We start from the raw sequence: 19,236 nt of genomic DNA, 5'->3' as shown, positions 1-19,236 counted from the left end.
GACTCCTTATGCTGCCTGTGTAGAGCTGGTTAAAATAGGAATGCGGCCTTTGATCACGCGGCCACCTGAAAGCTTGGCGATGTACTCCAGGTTGGGAAGCTGGCCTAATAACTGCGGTGGAAACATATCGCCTTCTTCCTCCATCAAGCGTTCGCCATGATTGCCGGTAAATAACGCGGGGCTGTCCGAGTTGGACGACATACCTTGAGTTTGCATGATGTACTGCAACCGAGTCTTAGGCAGATTGTCGGTAATGTACTGCTGAGTTTCGGCATCCATCACCCGAAGAGCTATCAGGTTGTTGATGTTACCTAACACCTGGCGAGCCTTAGCTTCACTGCCTGTATGAGCTGCAAAGTCAGCAAAGGTCTGAGTAGCAATCACACAACGCATTTTTGCACCACGGCCTTTGTTGAGCAGTTGAATGAAGGGATCGTTGACGACTTCAGCCGCCTCATCGATGAAGATATTTACGGGACGATTTTCAACACCATAGTTATAGCGGTCACCGGCCACGGCGGTGAGATCGGATAAAAGCAACGAACCAATGGCGCTGCCAACCATGGCGTCGGTCAATGAATCCAAGCCGATATACGCCACTTGGGCATTGTTGATAATTCGGCCAGAATCCGTAATTAACCGGCTGTCATCCACATCGTTTGCAATCGGTGATAGCAGTGGGCCAAGTTCACTTGATGTGAGCATATTGAGCACCGGCATCAATGAGGCCACCATCTTGGAATAGTGGGTTCTGTCATGCTCAAACATACTCAAAAGGCCTTCCAAATCGGTATTGGCGGCAACGGGCTGAATGCGTTCGTAGTAAAAAAGCAGCATCGCCATAGCTTGTTTAGCTAATGTGTTGGCTTTTTCGGTAAAGCGCTTGATCTCCACACTAAAGTTCGGATACACCTGCTCACCCCAAGCCGTGACGGCTTTTACTACCAAACCTTCTGGACCGCCTTCCAAGAATCGTCTCAGTGTTTTCAGATCAGGACGTTGTGACGTAAGCAACAAACCTTGCACGATGTTATTCAGTGCCATTTGGCCAAAGGCTTTAAATGGATCAGCACCGGTTTCAGATGGGATTAATGCCGCAATTCGGCTGGCGATTTCAGTACCCCGATTAAAGTTCCTCAGGGGATTAAGACGTACTGAATGCTCTGGAAAACCCGGATGAAAATACACAAAGCGCTCAGGACTACCGGCGGCAATACAGGCTCGCTGCGCATTATCCTTAAGTTCCTTGTCTCCCTTAGGGTCAATAATAATCACGGCTTCATTACGCAAAATGGCCTGAGTGATCATCGCATCAAAGCATCGGGTTTTCCCGGCACCGGTCGTGCCGACAATTAAGGTGTGCCCCTCAGTGTGACCAACTGGCTGGTACACATCTTCTTCTTTGGGCTCAACACCATGAATCCAGGTCGAACCCATTTGTTTGCCGTGACCTTGGTTAAGCAAGGTTTGCTTATCCCGCTTTAAGATTTCATAAGCGCGTTGGGCATGACGTTGATCCCACTCAAAGCCATACCCTAACCACAATTCATCAGGATGTTTTGCCATCACTTTTTGTAAATGCGACAGCTCCATAAATGCCAATGGTTTGCCTTTTAGCCCCATCTGCAACTTATAAAGGCGATAAGCCTCAGGAAGGCGATACAACGCCATGCCCGAGGAAATCCCTGTCATCCACCAAAATGGCTCAGGTGGTAACTCTGTCAGCATTTCTGCGGCAATTGCCCCAGTTGCCCCAACCAGCCAACCTGCTGCTGCCATGGCTTCATAGTTCGTGCGCCAGGGCATCTCATATGCGTTTTCTTTCATTCATGCTCCGCAAAATAACCGTTTACAATCCGCTTAACTTCAAATGGATTAACGTTCAGCGTGAGCGGTAAACAGAACCGTTTCCCCCTCATCAAACTGGCATTGGTCACTGGCCGAGATCCCCCGAAGCAGCTGTCCGGCTGGAATGCCATGCTCATTGGCGACTTGGCGTAAGGTTTGTATCGTGACGCGAATACCATCGGCACTATGATCCACGTCTGGGTAATCGCCATCGGTCAGTAAGATGGGCAAATCTTTCACAAAATTAACCATCTGTTGGCGCTGCGCGTGTTTGGGGTCAGTACTTGACTGCGCATTGGGCGCAATCGGCTTTTGCTTACGCTCCGCTCTTGTGGCGGGCTCTTTTGCTTGGGCATTGGTTGTCTTAGTTCGACTCGGTCGCGGTGAAGCCTCTTCGTTCTGAATTGCTGCCGCTGATTCTGCATCTTGTTTGGGAAGGTCAATCAGTGCAGTAAGCCCTTTAGAAATCGATACTTTCAGCAGCAACCCTTGCTCCTGAACGCCATCATTTGTAGTCACTGTTCTGGCTTTACGCGTCGGGTTTGCCGGATCTAGTTCAAGCCAATCTAATTGACTGAGTTCAGCAAGCAGTTTTCGAGGGGCACACCAAGGTCTTACTGCATCGGGATAGCGGATCAGTATCTGTTCACCAACCATGACCAACGCACTGTTGGCCTTTGGGAGCCACGCCAAAGATTCAGGCAGATTCAATGCTTCTGCATCGTGCTGGTTTGCGTTATTTGCGATAGCAGCAGCGCTTGCATCGTTTGGCTTTTCGCATTCATCACCCGGAGCATTTTCAGTTGCCTTGGGGTTATTAACATCACTAGCAAGACGAAGTTCATCATCTTGTTCGGACGATTTTATCGATGGCGACTCAGCCGAATTACTGAGTTCGATTGATGATGACGCTTCAGGCAAGTCTGAATGCTCACTGGAGCGACCCTGAGGATCTTCTTGTGTTTGCTGTGTTGCTTCCCACTCAGGTTTACTAATCAGTGTCACACCACTTGGTACATTCGAGCTGAACAATAAATCGGCCTCAGATATATGCAGCATAGGTAACCAGATTGGCTTGTCGTCTTTGATCAGCACTTCAGGGGCAAGGCTTTCATATCGCTCATTTGAAGCGGATTTAGTGGCCAATCCTCGCTCAATGAGGATGTCCGCAAGGGTATCGGGATCTCTTGGGATGCCGGGTATCTTGTCTTTGGCCAAAAGCTCAATGATGTCCTTAGCCGCGCTTTTCCAAACCAGGTAAAGATGCGTTGATTGATTCGATTTTCGTACCCAGACTCTGGCGTCTCGCTGATTGACCAACCACTGGGAACTGGCAAGTAATCGCCTCATGGCATCAAGTAGATAGCGTTCAACTGGGACACCAAGGGCATTGTCGTCAACGGAAATTCGTTGAGCTTTAAGGTCTCGCTGGACACTGGTTTGGTCGGCTTCAATGACCAGTTTAGACAGGACATGCTCTGGATCGGTATTGCCAATTGCTTCCAGCATGGCTTGCAAAATTTCAGGGCCAGGTTGTGTTAACCAGGCGAGCAACTCTGGTGTCATCACCCGGTTTAAAACCAGAATTGAAAATTGCTCGTGCCGCTTGCACCGTCCGTCGCGCCAGCGAATAAAATAGCGTTCAATGCTGCTATTTGTGGTCCACTGGGATAATGTTTCTAAAAAAGGGTTCCACTGATAGAGTCCATCTTCGTCTGTAATAGACAAGTCTGAAACAGGCTTACCAATATCATGGAACAAACCGCCAAGAGCCGCCGCAACACGCCACCTTGGCTCTAGCTCTTTTTTCTCAACTGGAGTGCCACTGGCAACAAAGATGATCCCTTCAGCTGCTTGTGCCGCCCAGAAAGCAACTTCCAACGAATGACGTAATAAACCGCCAGCACCACTGTGATGATGATGCTCAGAAGCTGGCAACAAATGAACATAAGCAGCAAGATGGTCAATGCAGGGCTGAATCAGACGTTGAAAATCACGCTGGTTAAAGCCAAGTACCTGGCGCAGTTTGGCAATTAGCTCGTCTTGTGTGGACTGCAAATCCTCGGGTGACGCAGCTGGCAACCCCTTCAGGAATGGCGGGTAGCGTGGAATTTCTGCATCCAGTTGCGATGACAGTTCTGGTAGTGCTTTGGCTTGAAAAAATAGGTTTTTGAACATAGTGAACCTCCGACACGATAGTGTGAAGGTTCACTAAGAAGACGATAACAAGATAGGTAATAAGAAATAGAACTTAGTTAACTTGACAATCTAGTCATCCGAAACAGATGTAATTCCTATCGAGCTTGCACCAGCGTCTCCCGTTAGATACATCCGCAATGCGTATAACAGATCGGGAGTGTTGCGGAACATTTCAGGCTTTTCAATTTGAAGGCTGATTCGGGAATTAAGCTCGATGTCACTTTCGATAACTATTTTGGAAACATCATCTACCAATGCCACATATTTTTTAGTCAGGTCATTATCTGGGGCGAAAATCATTTTGAACTCTTCGTCTTCAATCCGTCGGCTTCTTAGGAGTGCAAGAAGAAGTTCCAAGTGCTTACAGAGAGTCGCGATCTGATATCCTTTCCCATCATTAACAACCTTCTGGATGTCGAACTCAAGGCAGCCATATAAGCCTCTAGATAAAGCTACGAGTTCCTCTTTAGTCAATTTGTTGATCAGTGTTTTGGAACGCCAAAAAGCAATCGACAAAACCTCCATGGTAATGGATCTGGTCAGGCCCTCATTATCAATGGGGTCGATGACATTCTCCAACAGCTTTTGTTGGTATGGAAGTTCGGCATTACCGATGGCGAAAGCAATATTCTTGTAGTACCTCCGCAAAAGCTTTTTATCCTTCACAGCATCAAGGAGCCGGGAACCAACAATCCCGGGGGCATCCTTATGTAGACAACACAGAAAGAAGAAAAGCTCCTCTTTAAGGGTGTCCGGCATATTTTCTGACTCAATTATTGATATGATTTTTTGAGTACCTTCGAATATCGCGTTTCTAAAATGGTCAGGCACATCTGACTCTGAAAGGGAGTGGCCATGATTCCAGATGGTTAATGCTGGAAATCGGAGGCTGAAGATTCCTTTTTCAGCATACTCCATGGTTCTGGAAAGCTTCCGATTGATGGTATCCTGTGCCTTCTCCTGGAGCAGTGAGGGTAAGCTCTCTGAAAATGATATATTTGACCCGGAAGGACCTTTTTCATTAGTAAAAACATCCAGATAAACCGGGCATCCTTCATATAGGGAATTTTCATCAACAGCCTCAATAAATTGAGAACTGTGGCAAAACACACTCTCTCCATCAACATTGACCCGGCAATAGTATTTCCCGGTACGGTCAGTGGCTCCCCATTCCAAATAGCCGACTTTTCTTTTATTCAGGATAGATTTATATTCCTGTTCATAATCGAACGAGATCAGATCATTCAAGCCTGCAATTTTGGAGCAACACCAGTCCAGAAGGTCAGAGAAGCTTTTGCCATCTTCTTTCGGGAATTGCTGAAAATCGGACCAGCTTTTACGGGCTGGAAAATCTGGAACCGGCAAGTTCTCAAGATCGGCTGCCTCACCCTCTGATGCTGAGCGCCATTCAACCCGTATAGATTTAAAACCTGCTTCCGCTGAATCCAACGGAATGAATTTCAATTCGTATGGATCATCCGCTCCATAGGTGTAGGTCATCTTCAGCTTGCAGGCCGTGGCCTTCTTCAAAGGGAATGCTGGCGATTTTAGGTATGCAACAAACTGCAGCTCTTTATTGCCTTCTCCCTGCTGCAGAGGAAAACTGTAATGCGTTTGTCCGGCTGGAAGAGTAAATGACTCTTCTACTGGTATATTCACAGTTCTGCCACGTTGCGGTGTTACTGTCGCATCTTTTACCAAATAGAAATTTTCAAAGTGCCCATCACGTACAATTCTGATCGACAGCTCTGGAAGATGATCACGCCAAAGGGCAATGTCATCAACTTCCTCCTGCCATCTGTTTAAAGTCTGGCAGCCTTTAATTGGTGACCATGCAGACCCCAGCCACTTGTAATCCATTCGCACATCAGGTTTCCTGATTGTATCCTCAAGCGGCAGGATAAAGACACCAACTCCACGACAATCCCTGTTTGTAGAGTTCAGGCAGTCACTGATAGAGTAGTTTGATAATATGTTGAGATCTAAATCCTGAGTCAGAGCCTCCCGAATAGAACCTGGTAAGTGATACCAGTGGTCATCTTTCACAAAGGACACTTCTCCTGAATCACTGGCTAAACCATCGAAGCCGAACAAATGGAGGAGTTCTTCAGATGTCTGGCAGCCATTACGGTCAAGATTGCGGGCCATGGCAGCATGAATGCCTCTGTTTGGCACAATAACCGTAGGATGTCTTTCCCAGCTCATTCCTTGTGTCTCAGGCAATATTTCGTCCAGCTCTTTTTGGTATATTGCCTGAACTGGGGTTATTGAAATGCCGTCGTCAAATGAATCAACCACCAGCACAAAATCATTCTCTCGGACTCTGTCCTGTACAAATTTCTTCGATGATTGCCATGCAAAGATAGCAGCTATGCTTTTGGGAAGCGGTGTCGATTCATCAAAATAAAAATTGACGCTTTTTCTTATTCCCTCCAGATCGAAGTCATTGCCCCAATCAGGGACAAGATAGGTCAGCTTGTCTGCCTTGATATAGTCACTCAACTTTTTAGTAAAAAACATCGATGCACTGCTTTTGGTGGCATCGGGCAGTGTTGAGCTATGTGAAAAGAGGCTCCTCATGCTGACCGTTTCAATATCGGAATGCAGGGCGATTGATTTTGCGTAACCGCAGTCTATTACCACCCCTCCATTAATATTTAAAGGCCAGTGCTGCTGAAGCAACCTGAACGGCAGGTGCGCCTGAGAACCTGTATTATTCGTGAAGGTCGGACGGATAGAACACAGGTCAACAACAGAGCTATCCATCCGTATTGGACCACTTTGATTATTTGTCGGCACAGAGAATTCAAACGGGGCATCCGCGACTAATGACAGTATCATCTTCGGTATCTCTTTGAGAGTTGTTGGCTCTATTTTTAATTTCTTTTTTGCGCCCTGAGATTGCTCTATAACCAGACTCTCGGAAACGATCTTTAATAAATACTTATCCTCACCGACTTGTATCTTCCATTTATCACCCATCAAATTGAAATCAATGGGAATGATTCCTGCTGGAAGGGTTATGTCGTCAGCACATTCGCCCTGTCGGTTGATGCCGATAACAAAAGAAACTTCATCTCCAGTAGATAATGAATCGAGCTTGAGCTTGCTTGAAAGATTGTTTTGATGAAAAAATAAATCAACACCGCTTTCTTGTGTTACAAAGCCAAACTTCTTCTCATAGTTTATTGTTTTGATTTTTCCTTTGATCTTTGAGTCAGCAACAGGAAATAAATATCCCCTGACCGGCAATTCTGGGGAGATAGAAAAATTATCATAGTCGAGACCGACCGGCTGCTGAACGGTTCGAAAACGACCACTATAGTTGAGTAAGGAAAGGGTATTCCAATAAATAACACTGAGGATATCGCTATGGACTCTTTTGCTGTCCCCAGTGATCTGATCGTCGATGGTTTGGAGCCAGAGCCAACCATCCCAGACTTTTCGATAACGCTTATCCTGAAGAAGTGTGTTGTTGGGCGGAAGATTGCCCCAATTGCCAATTTCAGCAGCATCTTCTGTTCTAAGCCAGCGCTGGAGGGAAACAAGCAGTTCTTCACAGGTTTCTTCTGCCGCTGCAGACAAAGCATGCTGTCTTTCAATCAGAATCTGCTCCAGCCGGAGTAGAAAAGCTTTTAATAGTCGGTTTTCTGCCGTATCAACACTGGACCTCCGCCTGACAGCCTTCATATAAGGTTTACCGGAAAGTTTCTCGCGGAGTGTTCTTCCCGGCTGACGGCTGAGCCATTGCACACTTTTGCTGTCAACCTCTCTTGCCGCATGTATTGGCAGCATGGCATGTTCCCGTAATATCTTATCCCGAGTATGCTCCATGATTGCCAGAACTGATTCCTTTGAATGCGACACAATTCGATAGATACGGTCCTTTATCTCGCCCTCTGGTGACTCATCCTGCACCGATCTCTCCACGGTACTCAAAAAATCGACAATGCCAGTATGCAGGGCATGCCCTGAAACAGGATCGAAGCCCGAGACTTCCGTCAGCCACTTGCGAACTATTAGTATCCAATTGGCTTGGGTCTTTACCTCATCTTTATCGTTTAGCCCCCTATAAAGAGATTCAATCGAGTCAAATTCAATGGTTCTTTCCATTATCTATGACTCCTTTGTCTTATTACATAAATCCTTGAGTGATTTCGCTTCTTTTACGTCACATGACATAGCTCTCATTATTTCGTTTGTGGTTAGCTGCCATAGCTTTTTTTGATTATCACTTGCAAATCTTTTGAGCTCACTAGGGATAAGACTATCCCCTACTTCTGAACTACTATGAAAATTTGATTGTTCAGGTGAGGCAACTATGGACTCTCTGGAATCGTTAATATTACTCTCATTCAAAGGTGCATCATCTTTTAGATAATTAGCACTATTCCAGATAAACTGCCCGTAGCCAAACTCACAAGCAAGATCGAAGTCCTCTACGATGTTATAATCGTCATTGACTAGTTGAGTTCGTATTTTATCTAGGCAGTCTAATTTTGATTTCCCTCGGGTTTCAATTCCTCGAAGTTTTGGCATAACCTTTTGAACAAGCTGGTCTTCAAAGGCAACTTTCATTGCTTTGCCCAAGCTTGCGTCATCGTTGTTTCTCTGGGCTTCCAACACATCTGGATAATTAGCCATGTAATACTCGATAGACTGCCACACCCTGTGCCCCAGAGCTCTACCAACCTTGGACAACGAGGTATTCATTTCTTCAATGAATCCCTTGAATGGTAAAATCTGATCGTCATTGAATTTGCTTTCTTTGCACCACCAACCCTCCCACAGTTTGCGGGACAGCAGAGGAGCCTGTTCGCCCAACGGTTTCAGCTGACGGCGTCTTTCAAGAGTGGCCGGCCGGGGGAAATTGATTACTATTCCTCTATCGAGAACCTTATCCGAAAGAGATTTAGTTGTTTCGTCCTGATTCATAGTTCCTGCCCAGAGCACATTTCTTCCAAGAGGCAGATCATATTGTTGAATACCTGCGCCAAGCTTCACTTCAAGACACGGCACCTCGTTGCCTTTGCGACCGCGTCGCAGCTCAAGCTTACTTAGAAATTCAGCAAAATAGAGCTCAACGTGAGCGAGGTTCATCTCATCCATTAATATGAGACTCATTACATCTTCTAAGCCTGGATAGTCATCAGCCTGTGCCTTTTGACTTTGTGCCAATAAACGCAGAACTGGCTGAGCATCAAATTTGTTATCGATGGAATTGAAGAAGCCAAGCATCGATTCCTGACTGTCCCAATTTGGCTGTACAGACAGGCTCAGAAAATTGATACCGCCAAAATGGGAGTAAAGTCTGGGTAGTTCAGATTTACCTGTACCACTAACCCCAGATAGAACGGTCATGGGTGACCACTCAGCAGTTTTTAAAGCTGTATGAAACGCATACAGTATTCGTCGTGGAAATCTCAAACCATAATTTGTGCAAGATGCCCTAATCCTATCAAGCCATTGAATTTCACTAATTTGCTCCTGCGCACGAGGCAGACTCTTATGAATGTATGGAGTTTCAATGTCCCGAACCCTTGCTTCTCGGTCCTGTTCACGCTCGTAAGAAGACTGTAAACGTTTCAGTTCTTCCATCAATCGATTATTGTCGGCATCCACTGATTCAAACCGTCTCAGCAGAGATTTGTTTTTATTGGTCAGTTCCGCTACCTGCATTTCAAGATCCGACTGAGCGCGTGCTGAACTTCTGAGAGCCTCATTTTCTTCAGAGAGTCGCTCACAGGCCAGCTGCAGTTCGCCCTGTTCGGATTTCAAGCGATCAAAAGCTTCCCGCATCTCCTGTGTTGGGCGTGTGGCAAGGTCATCGCGCAGCTTTTTAATTTCCTCTTCATAGGTTTTCAGTTTCAGTAGAACAGCGGCTGGGTCTTCATCACCGAGCTTATACTTCAATTCTTCAAAGTTTGAAATTAGAGCACTGCTCGTTTTGATAGATTCTCTCAAACGTGCAATTTCATCATTAAGCGCAGACTTCTCATTCTCGAAAGATTGCTTCCGTTCAACAACCTTGGCATCCACCTCAATGTTCAAATTAGCTTCTCGTTCCTCAAGGCGCTCTTTGCTGGATTGAAGGCGCTGCTTTTGATACTCAAGCTCATCCTTGAGTTCATCAAGCGCAGCCTGATCCTTCAGGAGAGTCTTTCTTTTTTGTTCGAGCTCATCCTTTTCCTGTTGAATCGCAGCCTCATGAACTTTCAGTCTATCAGCTATCTCTTTCTCCAAGCTTGCTATTCTGGATGTCCTCTCCTCCGAAAGTTCTTTTTCAATGGCAGTCAGAGCGTTTGCCCGTTTTGACTCCTGCTCCTTTTCATGTTCTTTCCGAAGATTGAAGAGCTCGTCATCAAGCTTTGCCCGGGCATCTGCATACCCATTGTCTCTTTGGATTTCAGCCTTTTGTATCGCCACCTCTCTCTGCCGCAATTTTTCCTTTTCGGATTCAAGAGACTCCAGCTCACTTACGCATTGAGCTTCCCGCTGCTCCAATTGTTTTTTGAATGCTGCGAACTTTTCCTCAAAGAGTTGCGGAAAGCTGTTTTTGGCCTGAAGCTCCATCTCTTCAAGCTGAACACGTTTGTCATTCAGCTCCGCTTCTTTTTTAGCTATCGCGTCTTTAGCGGCTTTTAGCTCATGTTCCTTTTGAACGATAGAGGTCTCTTTTTGGCCAAGAGAATATTCTAATTCTTTCAGTTCCTGCTGTTTTTTCAGGAGGACTTCCTCTTTAGCGTATATAGTTCTATCAGTCTGACCTCCTTTTCCATTATCTGCGCTTATCTGAGTGTTATTATTTCTATTAGAGTCCATTAAAATACTTCCATAATTATTTTGACTAGTTTGAATACATTTATTTTTAATGACTCCAAGTTTTCCCTTGTAAAGTCAAGTTGATGATGATTACCGTGACCACGAAGTTTTATCAACTTGGCGATAAGCTCAAAGCAGTTCGGAAAACACCTTTTTAGAACTAGCAATTCACCTTCTGATGCGAGTAAGCAGATCGCAAGAAGTTGAGCCCCAAGAGTTGTGCTTGAGCCTTGAGTAGCACGATATAGTCGATCTGCATTTACAGTACTAATCTGCACTGGTATTGCATCAGACGCTGGAGCCAAACCAGATTGAACGATTTTTTCAATCGCCTCATCCCTCAGGTTATTTCGATTTTTGACTATTTTTTTCCGGTCCTTCGCTACTTCCAACAACGACAACTGCACAATGGACGCCAACAAATTTATGTAGCGCTGAATCTGTTCGTTATCTAGAGTCGCTTTCTGACTTAATATCGTTGCTTTGACCAACTCTTCCCGTAATGACGGTGAAACAGCTTGAACAAATCCAAGCCCTAAGGACTTGTCTAGTTCGATCCTGGCCTTCAATCTGACCTGATCATTATCTCTTTCCTGCTTTGTTTTGGCTGTGTAGGCATCTTCGGTTAAATCCGGTATTAGCGACTGGATGAGCCGAGTGGTTCTATCGCGATAGCCCTCAAGTATTTCTGGTGAAAGTTCAACATTGGTTGAACTTCCATGGGATACCGGGTCCCTGACTTCTTTCAGCGCATTTATAAAGGAGAGACATCCAGAGTCTTCAATGGCCAGATGATTCAGCGGATGGTTGGGATCATTTATCGCCCCGGCTATTGCCAGAGCCAGTAGTGGCTGCATCTCGGAAACACCACGGTCAACGGCTCTGATTTTGCCGGGTTTCACTTGAAGAAGGGCCTTCACACTGTCCGAAACATCAAACCCAATCTTGGTAGCAAACGAGCGCAGTATCTTGTCATTTTCCCGGTAGGACTGTGACGAGAACAAGCGTTCCCAGTGAGTCACAGGGTTGTCAGATACAACAAATCGCAGCGCCCATTCTATGGCTTCATACAAGGCGACTACCGCCAAGCCGGTCAAACGGGCGAATTCCTGCTCATCATTGGATGAATCAACCTCGATCTTTTCAGCGTCTGAAAGATACTCTTGTGCGCGTCGAAGTGGGCGTGCTATCCGTGGATAGTTCTTCAACCCGTCCGCCGCTGAAGACTCATCCTCAGCCTCTTCATTGCTTTGATTGGAATTCAGTCTGTCGATAACCCCTTTATTCTTCAAATCTATGACCCACTTCCAGTCCTGAGAAGTAAGGTAATTGGCAAAGCTTTCAGAGAAGCCAAAGCCGCATCCATCCGTCACCAAAAGGTCAGAATTGCCTATCTGGATAAGGACATTGCAATGCAAGTAAACCAGTTCTGGATTCTCATGTAAGGATATGGCTTCAGCCATTGGCACCGGAGGCGGGTACTGATCGACACCTTGGTTCAACAGGGCATGCCGTTTATATTTCTTCTTAAACTCCCTTATGGCTCTGATAATATCGTTGGAGTCAGGAACTGCTTTCCAGAAAGAGTCTTTTGCAGGGCGTATCTGTCTTGCACTGACCCTCGACTTCTCATTGGTTGGATTGATTAGAAAATCAATAAATCCGTTGTCACCAATCCTTGATATTTTTTTATAGCTCAGCTGCTCCGTGCTGACATAGGGAAGAAGCTTCCCGGACAGTAGATCTACAAACACTGTGGCCACGGTGTATTCCAGATTTCCGTCTGATTTATTCTGCCACTCATTCAGAAGCTCCTGCCCATGCTCAGACAACTCATAGCGGTCATTTAAAAGGCCGAGCTGGTTGAGGCGATTCTGAATGAAGGCCACCAGTTCCTTTTCCAGACAAGTGAGCAGCGCAATCTTTTCTGTGTCGCCGGATTCTATCTCGGTTATTTTCAAGACAGTTTCTTCAAAAACATTGAGGCCACTCTTTTTCTTTTGCGGAATAGAGATGTTGAAAGCGTGACATGGCCAAAGAACACTTTGCCTGGCGGCGATGTTCAATCCATCCAATGCTGTGCGAAAACTGATTACTTTAGGACGATGGTCTTTTGCTGATTTTTTTGTAGAGGGCGCACTCATAGGATCACCCCCTTTTCGTGGCACAAATCATAGAAGTTTTTCAGCGCCGGAACTGCATCCACAGCAATCTGGGTGTTTGTAAGGACGCCGTCTCCCACAATGGCTAAGACCCTCTTCTGACGACTCATGCTCACACATAAGCGGTTTTCCGACATGAGATGGCCGAATAGTTTTTGTTGCTTCTTTTTGTAATCCAGCTCGTTGCGTATATTAGGCGGCAAGGCGTTCATGTCCTGAGACCTCACCATGGAAAGAAACACAATATCGAACTCCATGCCCTGAAAGGCATCAACAGTACCGATGCGGAGCCGCTCTTCGCCATTTTCAAGAAAGCGGTATTCCTGACATATCTGCCATGTACCATCCTGTGCCCGCTCCGTGATACCATATTTTTCTAATTCTCTGTAGACTTCAAATACTTGAGGTTTATAAAAACTAATAATTCCAAAACTAAGGCCTGCATGTTTTGAATCACCAGTCAGTTCCTGCATAAATTCTGCACTGGATTCTCTCGATTTGATCCAAGTATTAGTTTTTTCAGCGATAACTTCTGCCTCTATACTTCGCCATCTCTTCCCACCATCTTTGTTGTAACCTTCTGGCCCTCTACTATTAGGTACATCAAACCATACTGCTGCTTTATCTTCGATGCCTTTTAACTTCTGGGAAAAATACTTAGCAGCTAAAGGAGATCGATAACCTTCATTGTATTGGTTATAAAAGTTGCGGCTTGCAAAATCCCCCAAAATCGGATGTGTTCGGTACTGAGCATCCAGGGTCACTGTTCGTTTGATGTCATCTTTCTCCTCCAGTTTCTTCAGGCGGTTGAACAGATACTCAAACATACTTTTTTTGACAAAATCGACATCAACCGACGGACCGGATGAATCGCCACCTTCCAAGGCTCTCGCGACCTCCTCATCAATCAAATGAGGCAACTGCCTGTGGTCCCCGACAAGGATTATTCTTTTTTCAGCCTGAGACATCGGAATAAGCAGGTCTCGCGGGCTGGTTCTCGCTGCCTCATCTATGATCACCGTATCGTACTTGACCATTTCTGTTCGCTGATCATATCGGACGTTTTTATTCTTTGAGCGGATGATATCTTTCCCGACCGCCTGTTGAGTGGTTGCAGCATACACAAAGTTGTAATCCTCTATGGCCTCACGAACGCCATCAGGATTGTCTTCAAGCTCATGTAAAAACTCAGCCAGAATTGCATCCCGTTTATTGGTTGAATTGAGTTTTTTCTCCAGAAGCTGAGATACCGTTACCACCAATCTCAAAACATCCTCTCTTGGTTTTTCAGTCCTGAAATCGGGAGAAGGCAGATATTTATAGAGCAGCGATTCTTTCAGTTCTCTAAGCTCTGGAAGAAAACTCAGCGGCTTACCGCTGCGCCAACGGGCCGCTTTTTCAAGGACGCTTAAATCCGGATTAGCAGGTTCGTCTTCAATCTTATCCAGCAAATCGATCGCTCTTGCGGCACCGTCGTCTTCAAAGGCTGCTTCACTGACACGCAGGGCTCGAACGAGCCGCAAGGTGGAAGGATCATTCGGCTTCAGTTCCGTTTGCAGGGAATTGATGATTTCTTCAGCTTCACTGGTGATATCCTCAGAAATCACGTCTCTGGGCAAATCCAGAATACGCTTCATTAAACTAACTGTGTTGTTCTTCGAGGGACACAATGAATATGCGACAAACAGCTCTGCCAGTCTTACCTGATCTTCCGTCTGAGCAATTTGAGGATTCTTGTTTCGAATGTTCTCGGCGACATTGGAGCACCATTTGTTAATTTTTTCAGTGACGGCATCTTCCGTAAATTCCGAATCACCGGACCTTCTACCGAACTTAACGGCCGGAAGGGCATTAACACTCAGCCTCGCAACGATATTCTCAACTGCATCATGCTGAAAACCGGAGACAAGTATCTGACCTCTTATCGACTTGGTTTTGTCATATTCCTCGTTGAGCCTTTCAAGAATTGCTGTAACTACAGTTGTTTTTCCTGTACCCGGCGGCCCCTGAATAAGGGCGATGTCCGGGGTGTTTAATGCGACGTCGATGGCTTCCACCTGCCTGTCTGTGGGTGGATGCTTAAAAATCTTCTCTTTCACAAAGGACGTCAAAGGCTTTAGTTTGGTGACTCGCTGTATGTCCGGGAGCGTTCCACCTTCTTCAATCAGCAGGCCGAGAAGCGGGTTAGCGCAGCGTCCTTCCAGAATGGCTGACCGTGCCCGCATTCGTCTTTCAATCTGAATTTTGTCGCCATTGATGGACAGAATCAAAAACATTTGACCAGACGGAATTGACGGCAGGTCCAATTCGATGCTGGTTTTTGAAAGTTTAAGGATCGGGGCATAAACAGAAGCTGGCATTTCAGCTTCGTTCTTCTTCTGATCCTTTTTGGATGTGAATTCTTCTTCCAGAGCCTTGCTGTATGCTTCCCATGTAAGATCAGGATTCTGGAGATATAAAGGCTCCTCGGAGGTGATCTCTATCTCATCACCTTCGGTGAGCTGAGCCGGGATGGACGACACAAAGAACTTAACACCTTTAGTTGTCTGCTCAGTACCATGATAGTCTATTCTGCCAACAGCTTTGGCCCTTGCCAGCAGCATTTCACCTTCAATTGCACCGTACTCGTCCCACTGTTTCAGGTAGCTCCCAGTCTCCTTGGTAAGTTGACTCATCGCTCCAGCGGCTAAAGCCCGAATGCGACCTGTCTTGGTGTAGTCAGAAAACAGGACCGTACCCCTTGCCAGACGCAATGCTCCTTCACTCTTCTGGTTGTCCTTAAAGACCGCTTTAGTCGCAAAATAGATGTCCTTTGACTTATCGACATTGCGCCTTTCAACTGGGATACGAACTCTCTCTCCATAGATAGAGAATTCCCGGTACTTCTCCTGCACAACGGCTTTGGAGTTGGGCGAGTCTTCATCCTCAGGAATATCCGCTTCAAAATCAGCCTTAGCGGATGGGCCGCTCATGAGCAGAAAGAAATCTTCGCCGCCAACGCTGATTTTGCATTTATCGTTTAATACGCTCCCCAGCTCTTCAGCTCCATTGAAGCGAATGCCATTTCTTTTAGCCGTTGATTCTATGCGCTCATCAATGCCGATCTCCACGTCGCCAATTTCAACGATTTCACCATTGAAAAAGATGATTTTAACAAGCGCACTGCCGTCCTTGGCAACCTGCATTACCTCGGCAAGATGCGCACAACCTCTTTTAAGATGAAAATTCAGATCCTTTCCGGCCGAAGGATCACGAAGCTGCACGCTCCACTGCTGGCCATCGATTCTCAATCTGTATGCCTGCCCGGTATTGTTGGGTGCGATATATCCAATACCAATGTTTGGAGTCTCTCCGGACAGCTCAGGTATCAACCATAATTCAAAATTAATTTCAGCATTTATGTCTTTCAGTCTCATTTGCCACCTCCGCTGATCATGCATTTAACCAGCCGAGGACTATTCAAATGTGCGAACATCCAGAACTGAGCATCCGGCGTTACCCGGTCAATTTTCATCTGTGAATACAGCTTCTGAAAACCACTTTGCGGACTGTCAGCAGCAACGGACAAATCGGCTTTGCCATGGTCTGACTTCTTAATCAAAATGCCATTATTGCTCGAAGAGATGAGCACCTCTGCTGTATCCGAATCAAGCATTGCAAACTCATCAAAAATTCGTCTTGGTATCGTGAGTTCGGTACCCTGAGGGATCTCACGTACATACCGCCAGCATGGTGAGTTTATGGGTTTGTCCGGTCCACACCATCGATAAGACTCAAGAATGAGCACCTGCGGCCTCTGCTTTTTACAGTAAGGGCAATTGTGAGCCTCTGTTTCCGGGTGAATGAAATCATAGTAATAGTTCATCGAGCAGCCTGGGCACGTGACAGTCATATCCGCTGCCTGAGCGAGAGCCTCAGGCCAGTGATAGATGGTCGGCCGCAGCAATGGGGATGTCCTACCTGGGCCGAATGTGCCCTCAAATAAAGAGATCAGTTTTTCTGTAAGGAGAAGGGATCTGGGCAGACCGCTGTCGGAAGAGTTTGAATCATCATCTTGTTCGTCAACCCAAGGGAACAGCCCTGCATAGGCTTTATCTTCAACATCCTCGCCATCATTTTCCTCATCAGCCCAGTCGCCTTCATCCGTTCCATCCACCTTTTTTCCGACAAAAGGGTGAATCAACGAAAGAAGGTAGAAAGCCACGACCGCGAACGCATGACAATCGCTTGAAGGTCTTCCACCGTCTTTGCCCTGCACCAGCTCGGGAGCTCCGTACTTTGGTGTATAAACAACACTTCCGCCTGCGGTGATTTCAAATCGAATATTGTCGGCATCAATCAGCCAGACTGCTGAATCATCAAGCCCTTCTGAAATAAAGATATTGTTGGGAGAAATGTCACCATAAACCATACCATTGCCGTGAAGGCGTGCCAGCAATGATGCGCATTTGTAGAGCGCATGAAGCCTGCGTCTGAGCCCACCGGTTCTATAATAATGAACAATCTTTTTAGCTTCGTTCTCCGGCATTGCCGAAAGCCATGTTGGGATATCGTCGGGACCAATTTTTTCTGCGGACTTGCCATCGAGCCAGAAATGACTGAACGGAACCATTTCACTCAAAAGCTGCATCACATAACCGGCATTGTTTTGAAGAAGAGCTGCCGGTACGGATATATTCAGGTTTTCTGGCAGAGGTAGGAGCCGGACGCGCTTAAAGCGCTTTGAATACCGTTCCACCGACTCCTCATCGGTGATCGGAGTTCCGCTTTCATCTGTAACAAGCTTGATCGCCAGATCAGGGTCCTTGGTACGGAAAACAACCCCTTGGCCTCCTTGCCCGAGCACCTTGTCCTGAATGTGTACATTCTGATATTCATCCACATACTCGTTGAATCTTTGACTCATTGGGAACCTCCTTTCTTAAACAGACAAGCAATCGTCTTGTCATCGGAGTGTCCCGGAACCGGCCATTCATTGAGCCAACGTTTAAGATCCCTCTTTCTTTCCTCCGACTCCAGGTCTGCATAAGTGGAGTAGAGTTCCTGTGCAAAAGTCATCTGCTTTTCAGGTAACAGGTCATCGGATATGCCATCCGTACATAGCACAACTGCATTGCATACCGCGCTTTCAATCGTAGCGGTTTCCCAATGATCTGGCTTAAACTCCTGCTGAAGACTGTTTGTGTAGTTTGAGAAGGAATCCTGTTTGTTATCACTGAGAATAAGGTGGTTTTCGCCAGTTTCTCCAAGGGCGGCAATCATTCCGTCACCAAGGCGGCCAAGAGTGATAATGCCTTCAATCTGGATGGCGAAAAGGCATGTGGCCGAACAATCTGTTGAAGAGTACGGAGCTATTTTCACGAGCCAGTTGGCATGAATCAGCCTTAAAATATCAACGATATTGGCATCAGGGGTATTCTGGTAGCTCTTGGCTGCCTCAAATACAGCCAGACAGGCGGCTTTTGAACCGTGATCTGAATGTGCCTTGCTGCCCAGTCCGTCCGATACAACAACGACATTTCCCCATTTATACCGGCGTGCCATCCAAGAATCCTGATTGGGAATCCCGGCTTTAACATGTAGGGGGCCGATTACTGAGCCCCCCCAGCTATTCCAGAGTTGATCAAGCATCCCAATCCTCCTCTTGTTCTTCTGTTTCAGCCGGTGCGGATTCCAGAATCCCGGCTGTGGATACTGGCGCGGTCAACGGCTCATCAGAACCAAAGATTGTGCTGTCAATCGCTGAAGCTATGTTCTCCGAAAGGTAAACAGTGTTATTTGTGGAAATTTTCTTCAACTTCAACAGGTCAGCATCTGCGCCGACGGCAACTGTCCGGATGATCAGGTTGCTAAATGTGCCCAGTTGTTTCTGAAAACTTACGATGTCTGAATTGGGGAAATTGCCGTCAGAAAGAATGAGAACCATTAATCTCCCGGTATCACTCTGATACTGGGACAGAAATTCGGAGATAACACATAGGTTCGATGAGCCTTCAGCGTTTAAGTCAGGGATATCCCCGTCGCTTTGCAAAACGGCCACGGCAACACTCTGCGCCCATTGATAAAAACGGATGTCTAAGCCCGAATATTTTTCCTTATCTATGAGCCTTAACTGAGCCGCATATCGGCAAAGATTCCGCTGAAGATGGATTTTGCCCATTTCATTCATACTGCCGGAAACATCTACAAAAACAAAAAGTTCCAT

9 protein-coding genes are annotated in these 19,236 nt (G+C 46.3%); all 9 read right to left on the bottom strand.

The annotated features are described in order from the left end of the window. Positions 1-6 precede the first annotated feature (6 nt). The 9 genes from traD to PY479_RS00150 all read right to left on the bottom strand — a co-directional run bounded on the left by traD (position 7) and on the right by PY479_RS00150 (position 19,236). The gene (traD, locus tag PY479_RS00190) at positions 7-1,827 is read right to left on the bottom strand and encodes a conjugative transfer system coupling protein TraD (protein WP_275482481.1); all 1,821 of its coding nucleotides are present in this window, start codon (positions 1,825-1,827) and stop codon (positions 7-9) included. 48 nt (positions 1,828-1,875) lie between these two features. Further along, entirely contained in the window at positions 1,876-4,026 is a 2,151-nt protein-coding gene (gene mobH, locus PY479_RS00185) for a MobH family relaxase (RefSeq protein WP_248347121.1), read from the bottom strand. Positions 4,027-4,116: 90 nt separating this feature from the next. Beyond that, entirely contained in the window at positions 4,117-8,160 is a 4,044-nt protein-coding gene (locus PY479_RS00180) for a DUF2357 domain-containing protein (protein ID WP_001963874.1), read from the bottom strand. 3 nt (positions 8,161-8,163) lie between these two features. Next, on the bottom strand, positions 8,164-10,869 hold the full coding sequence (locus PY479_RS00175; RefSeq protein ID WP_117090077.1) for a chromosome partitioning protein ParA: 2,706 nt from the start codon (positions 10,867-10,869) through the stop codon (positions 8,164-8,166). Next, complete coding sequence (locus tag PY479_RS00170; protein WP_275482480.1) at positions 10,869-13,013, bottom strand: hypothetical protein; 2,145 nt, start codon at positions 13,011-13,013, stop codon at positions 10,869-10,871. The genes PY479_RS00175 and PY479_RS00170 overlap by 1 nt, the downstream gene beginning before the upstream one ends. Next, positions 13,010-16,447, bottom strand: coding sequence for an AAA domain-containing protein (locus tag PY479_RS00165; protein ID WP_275482479.1), 3,438 nt, complete (start codon positions 16,445-16,447; stop codon positions 13,010-13,012). Before PY479_RS00165 ends, PY479_RS00170 begins: the two co-directional genes overlap by 4 nt. Continuing rightward, on the bottom strand, positions 16,444-17,937 hold the full coding sequence (locus tag PY479_RS00160) for a lipopolysaccharide kinase (protein ID WP_108479645.1): 1,494 nt from the start codon (positions 17,935-17,937) through the stop codon (positions 16,444-16,446). Before PY479_RS00160 ends, PY479_RS00165 begins: the two co-directional genes overlap by 4 nt. Beyond that, positions 17,934-18,662, bottom strand: a complete 729-nt coding sequence (locus tag PY479_RS00155) for a PP2C family serine/threonine-protein phosphatase (protein ID WP_001963868.1) — start codon at positions 18,660-18,662, stop codon at positions 17,934-17,936. Before PY479_RS00155 ends, PY479_RS00160 begins: the two co-directional genes overlap by 4 nt. Continuing rightward, complete coding sequence (locus PY479_RS00150) at positions 18,655-19,236, bottom strand: hypothetical protein (protein WP_108479644.1); 582 nt, start codon at positions 19,234-19,236, stop codon at positions 18,655-18,657. The genes PY479_RS00155 and PY479_RS00150 overlap by 8 nt, the downstream gene beginning before the upstream one ends.

The sequence above is a fragment of the Shewanella sp. A32 genome (assembly GCF_029167175.1).
Taxonomy (GTDB): domain Bacteria; phylum Pseudomonadota; class Gammaproteobacteria; order Enterobacterales; family Shewanellaceae; genus Shewanella; species Shewanella yunxiaonensis.
Note: the sequence above shows the minus strand (reverse complement) of the source record. Positions and strands in the feature narration are given on the sequence as shown.